At 71.4% G+C, this 14,278-nt stretch carries 10 protein-coding genes; 2 read left to right on the top strand and 8 right to left on the bottom strand.

Annotated features, from left to right (window positions below):
• Window positions 1-16: 16 nt before the first annotated feature.
• On the bottom strand, window positions 17-2,329 hold the full coding sequence (locus tag V8Z80_RS01640) for a putative bifunctional diguanylate cyclase/phosphodiesterase (RefSeq protein WP_336060818.1): 2,313 nt from the start codon (window positions 2,327-2,329) through the stop codon (window positions 17-19).
• 140 nt (window positions 2,330-2,469) lie between these two features.
• On the opposite strand from V8Z80_RS01640, the gene V8Z80_RS01635 reads away from it, so the two are divergent.
• Window positions 2,470-3,294, top strand: coding sequence for a M48 family metallopeptidase (locus tag V8Z80_RS01635; RefSeq protein WP_336060817.1), 825 nt, complete (start codon window positions 2,470-2,472; stop codon window positions 3,292-3,294).
• 19 nt (window positions 3,295-3,313) lie between these two features.
• Here V8Z80_RS01635 and V8Z80_RS01630 read toward each other — a convergent pair whose 3' ends face one another.
• Both V8Z80_RS01630 and V8Z80_RS01625 read right to left on the bottom strand, forming a co-directional pair.
• A complete protein-coding gene (locus V8Z80_RS01630; protein ID WP_336060816.1) occupies window positions 3,314-4,474 on the bottom strand; it encodes an alginate O-acetyltransferase AlgX-related protein in 1,161 nt (386 codons plus the stop codon).
• A 7-nt stretch (window positions 4,475-4,481) separates the two neighbouring features.
• The gene (locus tag V8Z80_RS01625; protein WP_336060815.1) at window positions 4,482-5,891 is read right to left on the bottom strand and encodes an MBOAT family O-acyltransferase; all 1,410 of its coding nucleotides are present in this window, start codon (window positions 5,889-5,891) and stop codon (window positions 4,482-4,484) included.
• A gap of 70 nt (window positions 5,892-5,961) precedes the next feature.
• Here V8Z80_RS01625 and V8Z80_RS01620 point away from each other — a divergent pair, with 70 nt between their 5' ends.
• A complete protein-coding gene (locus tag V8Z80_RS01620; protein ID WP_336060814.1) occupies window positions 5,962-6,834 on the top strand; it encodes a polysaccharide deacetylase family protein in 873 nt (290 codons plus the stop codon).
• A gap of 26 nt (window positions 6,835-6,860) precedes the next feature.
• Here the strand turns inward: V8Z80_RS01620 and V8Z80_RS01615 are convergent, their stop codons facing one another.
• From V8Z80_RS01615 to bcsZ, 5 genes are read right to left on the bottom strand one after another with little or no spacing between them, the layout of a single operon-like run.
• Window positions 6,861-7,538, bottom strand: coding sequence for an alginate O-acetyltransferase AlgF (locus V8Z80_RS01615; protein WP_336060813.1), 678 nt, complete (start codon window positions 7,536-7,538; stop codon window positions 6,861-6,863).
• Window positions 7,535-8,194, bottom strand: a complete 660-nt coding sequence (locus V8Z80_RS01610) for an SGNH/GDSL hydrolase family protein (RefSeq protein ID WP_336060812.1) — start codon at window positions 8,192-8,194, stop codon at window positions 7,535-7,537. The genes V8Z80_RS01615 and V8Z80_RS01610 overlap by 4 nt, the downstream gene beginning before the upstream one ends.
• A gap of 11 nt (window positions 8,195-8,205) precedes the next feature.
• A complete protein-coding gene (locus V8Z80_RS01605; RefSeq protein ID WP_336060811.1) occupies window positions 8,206-8,865 on the bottom strand; it encodes an SGNH/GDSL hydrolase family protein in 660 nt (219 codons plus the stop codon).
• A gap of 27 nt (window positions 8,866-8,892) precedes the next feature.
• Complete coding sequence (locus V8Z80_RS01600) at window positions 8,893-13,038, bottom strand: cellulose biosynthesis protein BcsC (RefSeq protein WP_336060810.1); 4,146 nt, start codon at window positions 13,036-13,038, stop codon at window positions 8,893-8,895.
• Window positions 13,014-14,267 (bottom strand): cellulose synthase complex periplasmic endoglucanase BcsZ, encoded by a 1,254-nt coding sequence (gene bcsZ, locus V8Z80_RS01595; protein WP_336060809.1) that lies wholly within the window; start codon window positions 14,265-14,267, stop codon window positions 13,014-13,016. Before bcsZ ends, V8Z80_RS01600 begins: the two co-directional genes overlap by 25 nt.
• Window positions 14,268-14,278: the final 11 nt, after the last annotated feature.

The following is a 14,278-nucleotide window of genomic DNA, read 5'->3' as shown; positions in this document are numbered from 1 at the left end:
GGCGGGCCTGGCCGCCTCAGGCCGGCAGGCCCGCGCGAAGCGCCCGGTTCAGCGCCTCCACCGCCGCGGCGTCCCGTTCGCTGGGCGCCGGCCGGCCATAAAAATAGCCCTGGACCTCGCGGCATCCTTCTTCCACGACACGGTCCAGGTGGGCACGGGTCTCGACGCCCTCGGCCACCGTGGTCACGCCCAGCCGCTTGCCCAGGTCGGCGATCGCCCGCACCACGGCCGCCGATTCCGGCCGCTGGACGGCATCCTTGACGAACGATCCGTCGATCTTGATCTTGTCGAAGGGAAAGGCGCGCAGGTGGGTCAGCGAGGAATAGCCGGTGCCGAAGTCGTCCAGCGCCACGCGCACGCCCAGGTCGCGGATGCGGCGCAATTCGTCGATGCCGCTGTGCGCGTCATCGAGGATGGCGGTTTCGGTGACCTCGATTTCCAGGCGGTCGGCGGGCAGGCCCGCGCCGGCGAGCGCGGCGAGCACGGCCGGCACGAGCGTGCCCTTGCCCAGCTGCGCCACCGAGACGTTGACCGCGACCCGCGCGCCGTCGGTCCATGCGGCCGCATCGCGGCAGGCGGTGTTGAGCACGAATTGCCCCAGCGCGTCGATCAGGCCGCTTTGCTCGGCGATGGGCACGAATTCGCCGGGCGAGACCCAGCCGCGCTGCGCGTGGTGCCAGCGCACCAGGGCCTCGCGCGCGGTGACCTTTTGCGTGCGCACGTCCAGGATGGGCTGGTAGAAGACGAACAGCCCCTCGTTTTCCTCCAGGGCCTCGCGCAGCCTGGCTTGCAGCCGCGCCCACTCCTGGATGCGGGTTTCCATGTCCTCGCAGAACATCCGGTAGGTGCCCTTGCCCGCTTCCTTGGTCGCGTACAGGGCGATGTCGGCGCGGGCCAGCAGGGTTTCGCCGGTCCGGGCGTGGGCCGGGGCCAGGGCTATGCCGATGGAGACGCCGATCTGGGCCTGGTGGTTGTGTTCCAGCGTATAGGCGGGCGAGAGGGCCTGGATGATGCGGGCGGCGAAGTCTTCCAGCTCGGCCGCGCCGCCGGTGGGCACCAGCACCGCGAATTCGTCGCCGCCCAGGCGGCCGATGGTCACGCCCGGGACATCGCAGACCGCGCGCAGCCGGTCGGCGACCCGCCGCAGCAGCTCGTCGCCCACCCGGTGCCCCTTGGTGTCGTTCACCAGCTTGAAGCCGTCCAGGTCGATGAACAGCAAACCCAGCGTGCCGGGCCGGCCGCGCAGCTCGGCATCCAGCTTTTCGCGGAAGGCGGCGCGGTTGGCCAGGCCCGTGAGCGTGTCGAAGTGGGCGAGCTGGCGGATGCGGCTTTCCGCCTCGACTTCCTTGGTGACGATGGCCCAGGTGAGCATGGGTCCGAGATAGCTGCCGTCATCGGCGGTAATGGCCGAAACCTTCAGGTCCAGGACTTCCGGGCCCAGCCGGATCCGCGCGTTGTGCGGCAGGTTGGCCGGGTCGGACAGGATCCGGCGCTGGTGTTCGGGATGCCGGTGAAAGACGTCCACCGAGGCGCCCAGCAGCGCGTCGGCCTTGATGGGCAGCAGGTGCTCGATGCTGCGGATGAGGCTTTTCGATGTTTCGTTGACGTAATTGATGTTGAAGGTGCCCGGATCGAGCGTCATGACCGCCACCGGCATGTCGTCGATCATGCGCAGCAGTCGGCTTTGCGCCGCGTCCCTGCGGCGGGCCTCGGTCTGCGCGTTCACCATGCGCGCGAAATTCCTGTAGTTGACGGTCAGGATCGCCAGCATGCCCAGCGAGACCAGCGCGATGTTGATGGCGGTGGCCACGAAGGTGGGCCGGCCGGTGCTGGCGAAGAAAAAGACGAAGGCCCCGTTGACGATGACGGTGACGATCAGGGCGGCCGGGCGCAGGTGCATCAGGCTGAAGATGCAGGCGATCACCGTGATGGCCATGTAGAAGGCCAGGTGCGAGCGGGTGTAGGCATCGCCGTAGGGAAAGAGCATCAGGGACCAGGCGGTGAAGGCGATGGCGATGCCGAAGGCCAGCCGGTTGATGCGCCGCAGCTCGCGCAGGGCGGCTTGCGGCGTGGGATCGGCATTGCCGCTGCGGCGCCAGTGCACCACGCGCACGGCGCACACGAGCGTGAGCAGGCTGGGCATCGCCACCGTCAGCCAAGGCGGCGCCAGCGACATGTGCGTGGCGGAAACGGCCCAGGAGCTCGACACGAGGATGAAATACATCATCGGCATCTGCCGGGCGATGGCGCGGTATTGCGCCTTGAGCAGCTCCGGATTCCCGGCCGGGACCGCCAGCGCGTCCCGCATCCTGCGCAGCAAGCCGCTCATATGGGCCTTCCTTTTAGATTGACCTGTAAGAGATTACGACAATATCGGGCAAAAGCTTAAGACAGGCGAGGGAGGCAAGGCGGCGGATCGACACCATCATCCTGTATTCTCTGGTCCGATCCCGCAACCAGGAGATTGACATGATTTTGGTCCGCCGATTCGTCCGTACCGCCGCCGTGGGCGGCACCCTGGCCCTTGCGGCCTGCTCCAGCGTGAACACCACCCAGTCCGGGGCGATCGGGGTGAACCGCTCGCAGCTCATGTCCGGGCTGGTATCGGCGCAGGCGCTCGAGCAGGAGGCCGGCCAGCAATACGCGCAGATCATCGCCCAGGCGCGCGCCCAGAACGCGCTGGACCGCGATCCCAAGCTGGTGGCCCGGGTCAATGCCATCACCAAGCGGCTGGTGGGGCAGGTGGGCACCTTCCGGCCCGACGCGGTCTCCTGGCAATGGGAGATGCACGTGATCTCGCAGGACGAAGTCAACGCCTGGTGCATGCCCGGCGGCAAGATGGCGGTCTACACGGGCCTGGTCAACCGGATCAAGCCCACCGACGACGAACTGGCCGCCATCATCGGCCACGAGATCGCCCACGCCTTGCGCGAGCATGCGCGCGAGCGCGTCTCGCAGCAGATGGTCACCAACATCGGGCTGTCGGTGCTGTCCATCGCCACGGGCTCGTCGGCCGCCTCCGACCTGGGCGGCAAGCTCAGCGAGGTGATGTTCACCCTGCCCAACAGCCGCACCCACGAAACCGAGGCCGACCGCATGGGCGTCGAGCTGGCCGCCCGCGCCGGCTTCGATCCGCGCGCGGCCATCACCTTGTGGCAGAAGATGGAGCAGGTCGGCGGCGCCGGGCAGCCCGAATTCCTGTCCACCCACCCGTCGGCCTCGACCCGCATCGCCGAGCTCAGGCAGGCTTCCGAGCAGGTGATGCCGCTGTACGAGCAGGCGCGCAAGAAATAAGCGGGCGGCCGGGCCGCGCTCAGGGCAGCGCGACTTGCTCGCCGTCCAGCGGCGTCTGCAGGTCGCGCTCGGGGATTTCCCAGATCACCAGGCGCGGCGGCGTCTGGCGGAACGCCGCGCTGGCGAAGTAGGCGTTGGCCCCGCCGGCGAACTTGCCGCCGTCCAGCCCGAAATTGGCCACTTCCACGCCCAGTTCCGCGGCCAGGAAAGGCACGAAGTTCGAGGTGCGCGAATACGAGGAGCCCACCACCACGGTTCGCGGCAGACCCGCATCGCCGAACAGGTCGTCGTCGGCACCGTCCGGCTGCGCGCCGGGCGCCAGGCTCAAGCGGCTGCGCGCGGCCATCTCGGGCGCGGGCTGCAGCGATGGCGCCAGCCAGTCCAGCCCGGCCAGGCGCACCAGGTCGCCCGGACGCGGCGCCGGGGCCAAGGCCTGGATCTCGTATTCGCGGTCTCTTTCGGGCGCCAGCCCGGCTTGCCGCAGCGCCTGGCCCAGGGCCCGGGCGGCCTGCCGCGCGCCGGCCTCGTTCCAGTGCGTGTCCGTGCGCAGGAAGGCCTGGGCGCCCAGCGGCGCGAGCGCCGGCGCCAAGTCCACCGCCGGGACGCCGGCGGCGGCCAGGGCCTGCGCAAAATCGGCGGCGCGCCCGGCCAGGCTGGCCGGCCGCGCCAGGCGGCACAGCTGGGCGGCGGCGATACGGCTCTTGTCCGGCACGATGGCCACGGCCAGGGCGATGCCGCGCTCTTGCAGGCGCTCGCGCACCGCCGTCACCGTGCGTGCGCGCGCGGCGGCGTGGGCCGCGCCATCGGGCTGGGGCATCAGCTCCTCGGCTAGGAACAGCCAGCCAGGGCAGCCCTGGCGCACCTGCCGTCCCAGGTCGCCCATGAACAGCCAGCCGGCCGCCCGCTGCAGTTTGGCCAGGCCGGCGGGCAGCGGCGCCTGGCCCATGTCCTGGGCGATGGCGCCGGTTATTTTGCCGTCCATGAATCCGGGCCAGTCCGGTTTCTCCGGCAGCACGGCGCGTCCCTGCACGAACCAGGCATAACCGTTGGAGAGCAGCCCGGCGGCCAGGATGCAGGCCAGGCCCAGGCCGGCCAGCGGGCTGGTAAGCCGGGCGAACAGGGTCGGCTGCTGCATCGGCGGCTTGGATGGCGGGGGCGTGGCGGCAGGGTCGCGCATCATGGGGCCTTCAGAACTGGAAATACAGGAAGGGAACCGCGCCGCGGCTGGCGATCAGGCTGTACGACAGCACGAAGCCGGCCAGCGGCCACAAGCCCGCCAGCCAGGTCAGCGCCGGGCCGGGCCGCAGCCGGGCCAGCCAGGGATGCCATAGCGGAAACATCACGCAGGCCAGGCCCAGCAGGGCGGCCAGCAGGTGCGCCGGGCGCAGCATGACCGACAGCGTTTCGCCCAGCGCGATGCCGTTCAGGCCGAACTGGCCCTGGTACATGGTCAGCGCATTGTCAAAACCGGCCGCGCGAAACAGCGTCCAGGCCAGCATGACGAACAGCAGCGTCAGCAGCCGCGAGACCAGCCGCGGCAGGCTCAGCCAGCCGGCCTGCGTCCAGGCCCGCGCCACGGCCAGGGCCAGGCCGTGGGCCAGTCCCCAAAGCAGGAAGTTCCAGCTGTCGCCGCCGTGCCAGAGCCCCGCGATGGCCATGGTCAGCAGCAGGTTGCGGTAGGTCTTGTATACGCCCAGCCGGTTGCCGCCCATGGGGATGTACAGGTAGTCGCGGATCCAGGTCGAGAGCGACAGGTGCCAGCGCCGCCAGAAGTCCTGGATGCTCACCGCCAGGTAGGGATGGTTGAAGTTCTCGGGAAACCTGAATCCCATCATCAGGCCCAGCCCGATGGCCATGGCGCTGTAGCCGGCGAAGTCGAAGAACAGCTGCAGCGTATAGGCGGCGCAGCCTATCCAGGCATCGGCCAGGGTGGGCTGCGGCAGCGCGAAGGCCGCATCGACCACCGGCGCCAGCGTATCGGCCACCAGCACCTTCATGCTCATGCCGATCATGAAGCGGCGCGCGCCCAGCACGAAGCCCTGGCGGTCGAAGGGCCGGTCGGCCAGCTCCCTGGCCACCCAGTCGTAGCGGATGATGGGGCCGGCGATCAGCTGCCCGAACATGGCCTTGTAGGCGGCATAGTCGATGAAGCTGCGCTGCGCGCGCACCGTGCCGCGATGCACGTCCACCAGGTAGGAGATGGCCTGCAGCACGACGAAGGACAGGCCGGCCGGCAGCACCAGCCTTTGCCAGGACAGCGGCATCGCGCCGGACCAGGCCAGCGCTTCGTTCAGCATTTCCACCAGGATGTTGGCGTACTTGTACCAGAACAGGATGGAGGCGTTGACCGCGATCAGCAGCGCCAGCAGCGCCACGCGCGGGCGGCGCGTATCGATGCGCTCGATCGCCATGCCGCCCAGCCAGCCCAGCACGGTCAATGCGATCAGCAGCAGCAGGAAATACGGGCTCCACCATCCGTAGAAGATCCAGCTGCCGAGCATGAGCACGCCGTTGCGCGCGCGCTTGGGCGCCAGCGCGTACAGCGCCAGGAACAGCGGCAGGAACAGCGTCAGGAATTCCAGGGAGGCGAAGACCATGGCGGAATTTTTGGTGGATGAAAGGGCTGCGTTAACGCCGCGGCGGCCTTGGCGCGGTTAGACTGCGCGCATGGACATCCTGACCGCGGCCCGCAGCGGGCCAGCCCGAATTCGACGCCGCCTGCGCAGCCTGGCCGCCTGGACCGGCGCGGCGCTGCTGGCGCTGCATGGCCTGTCGGCCGCCCAGCAAGTGGCCATCACGCTGGACGACGGCATGGATCCCCGCAGCGAGCCGCGCGCCGCGCACTGGAACGCGCTGCTGCTCGATGCGCTGCGCGGGCAGGGCGTGCGGGCGATGTTCTTTCCCGCGGGTTTCGTGGTGGACAGCGAGCCGGGCATGGCGCTGGTGCGCGCCTGGGGCCAGGCCGGGCATGCCCTGGGCAACCATACCTACAGCCACCAGGCCCTGAGCCAGGCCGCCTCGCCCCAGGACTTCCTGGCCGACGCGCTGCGCGCGCAGGCGCTGTTGGCCGCGCTGCCCGGATGGTGCCCGCGCCTGCGCTTTCCCTATCTGGACGAAGGAAGCACGCCTGCGCTGCAGCAGGCCGCGCTGCAATGGATGCACGAGCACGGCTACGGCGTGGCCTCGGCCACCATCGCCATCGACGACTGGAACTACAACGAGCGGCTGCTGGCCGAGGCAGGGCAGGGCGAGCCCGACGTGTCCGCGCACCGGCGCGCCTATCTGGACAGGCTCTGGCAAGAGGCCGAGCAGCAGCGCGAACGCTGGCGCCAGATGCTCGGGCGCGAGCCGGCCCACGTCCTGCTGCTGCACGCCAATGCGCTGAACGCCCTGCTGCTGCCCGAGATCCTGGCCATGTTCCGGTCGCGCGGCTGGACCTTCATCGATCCGGCCCAGGCCTTTGCCGACCCCATCTACCAGCGCGCCATCGTGCGCCCGGGCCAGCCGCCCGTGCCGCTGGCCGCCCCGGCGTGCCGCTAGGGCGGCGGATCGGCCTGTGTGTCTCATCAGTTGCCCAGGCTGTCGATCACATGGAACAGCCGCGCGCCGCCGTCCTGCCGGGCCAGGATGACCGTGTAGCGCTCGCCCGCGGCCAGCGTGCCCATCTGCAGCGGCTCGCCGCTGGGCTGGCCGCCGCACAGCGCCTGCAGGCTTAGCGCCACCGGATTGACCTGCCGGCGCACGGCCTGGCCATGCGCCACGTTCTCGAACAGCCTGGCGTCGCGGCCGGCCACCTGCAGCGCGGCCTCGGGGCACTGTGCGTCCAGGTTGTAGAACGCCACCGAGGCCCGCAAGGCATTGAAGTCGTCCGGCTGCTCGTGCAACACGACGGTCTCCAAGCCGCCTTGCGGCGCGCGCGTGGCGATCACCGACACGAATTGGCCGGGCTCGACGCTGACCGACACCTCGCGGCTGTCCTGGCCCGAGCGCAAGCTGCCTTGCACGGGCTTGCCCGCGCCCACGGCCATGAACGGCGAGGCCGGCTGGCCGCTGTCCAGGGTCAGCCGGGCCTGCGAGCCGCGCGCGGTCACTTCCAGGCCTTGGGCGCCGGCGTCGATGAAGCGGATGAAGGAGGAGTCCTGCGCCGGGCCGGTTTCGTACAGGGCCGGCTCGGCGGCCTGCGCCGCGCCGGCGCACAGCGCGGCCGCGCCCAGCAGGGCGCCCAGGGTGGGGAATCGCATCATGGTTTTTTGATCGCTTTGATGGTGGGATCGTGCTCCAGCGCCGAGACGATGGCCTGGCTCCAGGCGGCATAGCCCGCCTGGGTGAAGTGCTGGCCGTCGATCGTGGCCCATTGGCCCGGCTGCGAGAACTTCAGGGAATCGATGTAGCTGCACGGCGCCACGTTCGAGGCCAGGAAACCCGAGAGCAGTTGCGTGCGGGGATGGTTCTTGCCGTACTTGCCGCCTTCGGTGCCCCAGGCCGGCCCGACCCATACGCAAGGCGTGTGCGTCGCGGCCACGGCGCGGGTCAGCGCGGTGATCTCCTGCCAGGCCCAGGTCTTGGGAAAGGCCGGCTTGTCGTACGAGCCCATGGTGTCGCCGATGATGATGACCACCGCATCGGGCTTGTCCTTGGCGATCAGCTCGGCGATGGGCGTGGTCCTGGCTTCGCGGCCCTGTATGACGGGTTTTTCCTTGCCCGCCTGGCGGGCGCCGCAGTCGATGGGCGTGGGCTTGAGCCAGCGCGCCGGGCTGGCGCCGCAGGCGCCCACCGAATACACCTGGGCGCCCTTGGCCAGCAGCGAGGCGTGCAAGGGCTCGCGCAGGTAGTTCGCCAGGGTCATGTGGCTTTCGCCGATGACCAGCAGCGTCAGGCCGGCGAGGATGGATGCGGACATGGCCGGGCTCCTTAGCGGCTTTGCAGCTGCTGCACGCCGGGCAGGGCGGCGATCGCCGAGGCGATGCCCTGGCCCCATTGCTGGTAGCCTTGCGTGGTCAGGTGCTGGCCGTCGGTGGTGGCCCATTGGCCGGGCTTGGACAGCTTGAGCGAATCGACGTATTCGCAGGGCGAGACGTTCGAGGCCAGGAAGGCCGAGAGCTGCTGCACCCGCGTGAAGGTCTTGCCGTAGCTGCCCCCTTCGCTGCCCCAGGCCGGTCCGACCCAGACGCAGGCGGTCTGCGTCGCCGCCACGGCGCGGGTCAGCTGCGTGGTCTGCTGCCAGGCCCAGGCCTTGGGAAAGGACTGCTGCTTGTAGCCGCCGATGGTGTCGCCTTGCACGATCACCACCAGCTTCGGCTTGCCGGCCTGGACCAGCTCGGCGATGGGGCGGGTCGCGCCGCCGCTGGAGAACTTGGCCGGCGCCTTGCCGATGCGCTCGGCGCTGCCGCAGGTGCCGGCGGTGGTCTTGACCCAGTCGCCGGGATTGGTGCCGCACACGCCCACGGTCTGCACCTGCGCGCCGCCGGCTTGCAGCGCGTTGTGCAGGGAGTCGATGAGCGAGCCGGGCGAGATCAGGTGGCTGTCGCCGATCACGAGGATGGTCAGGCCGGCAAGGGCGGAAGCAATCATGTAGCGGATCCTTGGATGGGGCTGCGGTCAGCGGTCATAGGGAGAGCGGAAGGGCGTCAGCGGCAGGGCCATGCGGTCGGTCTGCGGCTGGAACGAATAGCGCAGGTAGACGCCGCCGTTCCATTGGCGGTAGTCCTTGGCGTTGTCCAGGCCCGCGCCGGCGCCCACGAACCACTTGGGAGCCACCTGGTACTCGGCGGCGGCCTGCAGGCTGTAGCCCACCGATGTCTGGCTCTGGCCGGCATGGCGCGCGCGGCCGTTGCCGGTCAGCCCGGCCGCCTGCGCCGCCGCCATCCGGCCTTGCGCCTGGCCCTGCATGCGCGAGCTGGTCGGGAAGAAGTCGGCGTCGTCTTCCTTGAAGTGCTGGACGCCGACCGAAGCCTGGACCTTGTAGGTGTAGCGCTCGTCGCGCTTGGCCCAGGTGACGGGCACGCCCAGGTAGTACATGCTTTGCGGACTGAAGTAGCCGCCGTGGCCGTAGGTGTAGAAGCGCTGGTTGTTGTCGTAGAAGGTGCCCGAGGCATGCAGGCCGGCGGTCAGCATTTCGTTGTCCTTGCGGACCAGGTGGCGGTAGACGCCCGCGGCCACCTCGGTGCGCTGGTTGGACTTGGTTTGGCTGCCCTTGAGGCTGTGCCAGGATCCCGAGGCGTAGACGCCGTGGGTGCCGTAGTCCGCGCCCAGCTGCACCTGCGCGCCGGTGGCCGTGACCGCGCCCCAGCGCTGGCCGGTGCGCGGATCGCGCGTGCCGCCGAAGGACAGCAGGCTGTCGGTGACCGCGCGGCGCGAAACGTCCACGCCATACCAGTAGTGGCGGCTGCCCGGGAACATGCTGTTCAGCGCCACGCCGCCGACCACATTGCTTTTCTCCAGGCCCAGCGGCGTGGTGCCGATGTCGGCCTTCAGGTCCCGGCGTTCGTAGGCCACGGAAAAGCCCGTGCCGCTATCGCGCTGGCGGCCCACCGTGCGTCCGTTGTCCGCCGCTTCGGGGCCGTCGCCCAGCGCGGCCAGCGGCCCGCCGCCGAACAGCAGGCGCGAGTCCAGGTCGCTGCCCAGCTTGCCCGCATCCAGGCGCACGGGCGTGGCGTTGAGCACCAGCTTGCCGTCGCCCAGCGGCAGGCGTACCTCCACCGGCGCCTCGATGGCGGTGAGCTTGCTGGTGCCCGCGCTGCCATTGTTCGAGCGTACGAAGGCGCCGGCCCGGATGTCGGGCGCGCGTTCGGCGCGCACTTGCTGCAGTTCGGCCCGCAGGTCCGGCTGGGTCCGCTGCGGCGTGCCCGCGGCCATGCGCTGCGGATCGGCGCGCTCGGGCGGCAGGGCCGGGGCGGCCGGCCCCGGCCCGGTGCGGCGCGAGTCCGGATAGGGCGTAAGCCGGGCCAGCTGGCCGGGCTGGGAAGGCGCGGGCTGCGAAGGGGCGGGCGCGGCAGGCGGCGCGCCTGGCGCAGGCTGGGCCGGCGCCGGCTGGGGCGCCAGCGGCAAGGGCGCCAAGGCCAGGGCGGTGCCCGGCCGCAGGCTGGCGGGCACCGCCGGGGCGGCCTGCACGGGCTGGCTGGGCTGGACGACGGGCATGGCCTGCGCCACGGCTTGCGCGGGCTGTGTCGCGCTGGCGCGCTGGCCAGGCAGGCCGACGAAGGGATTGTCGTAGACCGATGCTTGCGCCGGCGCCGAGGCGGCCAGCTGCACGGCGGGCTCGCGTTCGGCCTGGGCCCGCACCGCCGCGGCGAACAGGGTCTCGGCGCGGGCCAGCCGCCCGCGCGAGCGGTACAGCCGCGCGGCATTGGCCAGTATCTGCGGGTCGTGCGGCGCCAGGGCGACGGCCTGCTCGGCCGCGCGCTCGGCGCTGCGCGCATCGCCGGCCTGGTTGGCGGTCATGGCCAGGCTCATCTGCAGTTCGGCGTTCTGCGGATCTTTCTCGGTCAGCTGCTTGAAGTAGGCCAGCGCCTTGGCCGAGTCGCCGCTGTCGGCGTACATGCGCGCCAGGGCGGCCAGGGCCAGGCTGTCCTCGGGCTGGCGGGCCAGTACCGGCGCCAGCGTGTCGTAGGCCGCCACCAGGTCGCCGCGCTCGCGCAGCCGGTCGGCCTGCCGGACGGTGCGCAGCTTGTTCAGTTCGTCCAGCTGCCGGCGCTGCTCGCCGGCCAGCGGGCGGGCCTGCACCTGGCGCAGCACCTCGGCGGCCTGGGCATCCTCGCCGGCGCGCAACAGCAGGCCGCCGTAGGGCAGCAGCACGTCCGGGCCGGGTGGCGCCGCCGGGTCCTGGACCAGCCCGCGCATCATCGCCAGGCCGCGCTGGGTGTCGCCGGCCTCGGCATAGGCGGCGGCCACGGCGCTGACCAGCGCCGGATCGCGGCCGGCGGCCGGCTCCAGCTGGGCCAGCAGCGCGCGCGCCTGCTGCGGCTTGCCGCCGCGCGCCAGCTGCGCGGCATGCTGCGCCTGGGCGCGTAGTTGCAGTTGCCGGGCCATGGCCGTCATGCCGGGCGTGCGCCGGTTCGCCGGAATGCGCGCCAGGTCGGCCTCGGCCCTGGCCGCATCGCCGGTCTCGGCCGCGATCAGCGCGCTGGCATACAGCGCGTCGGGCATGTCCGGGTGCGTGGCGAGCAAGCCGTCCACGACGGCGCGCGCCTGGCCGGGCGCGCCGGCACGCAGATACAGGCGCGCCAGGTCGTAGCGGATCCAGGGATTGTCGGCATCATCGCGCAGGGCCGCCTGCAGCGCCGCGCGCGCGCCCTCCAGGTCGCCGCGCTGCTCGGCCGTCCTGGCGCGTCCGGCCGCGACCGCGGCGCGCAGCCGGGCCGGATCGGCCAGCTTGGCGCGCTGTGCGGGCGTGAGCCGGCCGATCAGCTGCATGGCCTGCTCGGCGCGTCCGGTCTGCGCCAGCACGCCCACCAGGCCGTTCAATGCGTCTTCGTCGCCGGGATGGCTGGCGAGCACGGCGCGGTACTGCTTTTCGGCGCCGGCCGCATCGCCGGTTTCCAGGCGCAGGCGGGCCATGGCGTTGTGCGCGGCGGGCGTGCGCGCATCGAGCTTGAGCGCCTGTTCGAGATGGCGGCGCGCGCCGGCCGGGTCGCCGGCATCCAGCGCGGCCACGCCGCCGTTGACCTGCGTCCAGTAGCGGGCCGAATCGAGCGCGCGGCGCCAGTTGCCGCGCGCGCCGGCCCGAGCCACCGCGCGCTCGAGCAGGGCTTGCGCCTGCCGCGGGTCGTTCTGCTGCATGCGCACCACGCCCAGGCCCCCCAGCGCGTCGGCATGCTCGGGGCTTTGCTTGAGCTTGGCCAGAAAGTCGCGCTCGGCCGCCGGCAGATCGCCGGCGTCCAGCGCCTTGAAGGCGCGCGCCAGCAGCGGGTCCTGGGCCGCCGCGCCGCCCGTGCCGGCCGGGCGCACCTGCTGCATCTGCTCGCGGATGGCCGTATCGCCGGGATAGGCTTGCAGATAGGCCTGGAACAAGGGCTTTTCCTCGGGCCGGGGCGGGCCGAGCCAGGTCAGCGCCTGGCGCCATATCTCGGCGGCCGCGCCGCCCACGTCCTGGCGCCTGGACAGGCGCTCGAGCAGGCGGATGCCCTCGGCGCGCTGGGCCTCGCTGCGCACCATGTGCTGGGCCAGCGCCAGCTGCACGCCGGCGTCGTCGGGACGCTGCGCCGCCAGGCGCCGCAGGCCTTGCACCGCGGCGGGCTGGCCGTTCTCGGCATAGCCCAGGTAGCGGTAGTATTCGAGCGCCAGCTCGCCCTGGGGCGGCTTGCCGCCCAGCGCCTGGTCGTATCGCCGGATGGCCTGCGCGAGCTTGGCCGGGTCGTTCTCGATGCTGGCCTGCTCGGCCAGCTGGCGGGCTGCCTCCAGTTCGGCGCGCGCCGGGCCGCCGGCAAGAAGAATGTCCTGCTCCAGCCGCAGGGTGTAGACGCCCTGGGGCGCAAGGCCGCGCAAGCGGGAAAGATAGCCTTGCGCGCCGGCGGCGTCGTTGCGCTTGAGCGCGGCCACGCCCATGCCGTAGAGCGCCTCGGGCTGGGCCGGGTCGAGCAGCAGCAGCTTCTGCCAGGCCTGGCTGGCGCGTTCGGCATTGCCTTGGGCCTGCCAATAGCGGCCCTGTTCGACCAGGGCCTTGTGCGCGTCGGCCTGCGCCCAGCCTGCCTGGTGCATGGCTGCCGCAAGCAGGCCGGCCGCTAGGGTGTTGCGGCGAGCGGACATGTCTTCTCCCACTGAACGCGCAGATGCCCGGTGTCGCTGAACCGGTAGCGCTTGTCGTGCCAGCCGGTACCGAACAGGCTGAGCATGGTGTCGTAATAGGATGGCTGCCGGCCGGCGGCCAGCGCCGCCTCGTTGGCCGAAAGCCATTGCGTCTGGACGCGCGCGCGCAGCTGGCGCGCCTGTTCCGGCTCGCCCTGCCAGGCCAGGTAGGGCAGCAGCGCCGCGCCGAAGCCATAGGGGCCGGTACCCTGCGCCTGGCCGCCGGCCGCGCGCACCGATTCGGGCGGCGCGCCGCTGCGGGCGATTTCCCGCGCCATGCCGGCCAGCGGCCGGCGCAGCGCCTGGCTGGCCGGATCCTGCGGCGCGGTCATGCCCGCCCACAGGTAGGTCCGGATGGCGTCGTAGCTGCCGAGGTCGCCCTTGTCCTCATCGGCCACGAACTGGCCGCCGGTGCCGGCGAAGTCGGCCTGGTAGGCCACCCAGTCCGGCACGAAGCCCTGGGGCGCGCCCAGGGCCTGGATCATGCGCACGGTGTTGGCGGCGATCTCGCTCCACGGTCCCTGCGGCTGCTCGAGCGCCAGCCGCCGCAACTGGAAGAGCGGCAGATAGCTGGGGTTGAGCCGCCAGCGGCCGGCTTGCGGGTCGGCAAAGCCGATGACGCCGGGCAGCAGCATCTTGCCCAGGCCGGGCAGCTGCGCCACTTCCCGGGCCTGCACGTTGGCAAGCAGATGGCGGGCGTCCTGGACGTAGTCGGGACGCTGCCAGAGACGGCCCGCCTCGAGCAGGCTGTAGGCGAACCAGAGATCGCCGTCCGAGGCGGGATTGTCGTCGAGCACGCGCCAGTTGCCCTGGCCGTCCGCGCCCCATTGCCAGGCCGGCAGCACCTGGCCGATATCGCCGCGCGCCAGGTTGTCCACGCTCCAGCGCCACATCTTCTCGAACATGGCCGGATCGTTGGCCACCAGGGCGAAGAACATGCCGTAGGACTGGCTTTCGGAGGAGCTGCGCTGCTCGGGCGTGCTGGCATCGAGCACCCGGCCGCTGTCCTGCACGAAATGCCGCACGAAGCGCTCCCAGTCCTGCCAGGGCTGCGCATCGGGACAGCCGGCCTGCGCCCATGCGGGCATGGCCAGCATGGGCGTTGCGGCCAGCAGGGCCAGCAGGCGGCGGCGGCCGCGCCGCAAGCGTGCAGCGGCCGGGCGCATCGGCGGCGAACTGGTCGGGGTCATGGCCGGATCCT

Source organism: Orrella sp. JC864 (assembly GCF_037026685.1).
GTDB lineage: Bacteria > Pseudomonadota > Gammaproteobacteria > Burkholderiales > Burkholderiaceae_B > Orrella.
This window is presented reverse-complemented; position numbering and strand designations above follow the sequence as displayed.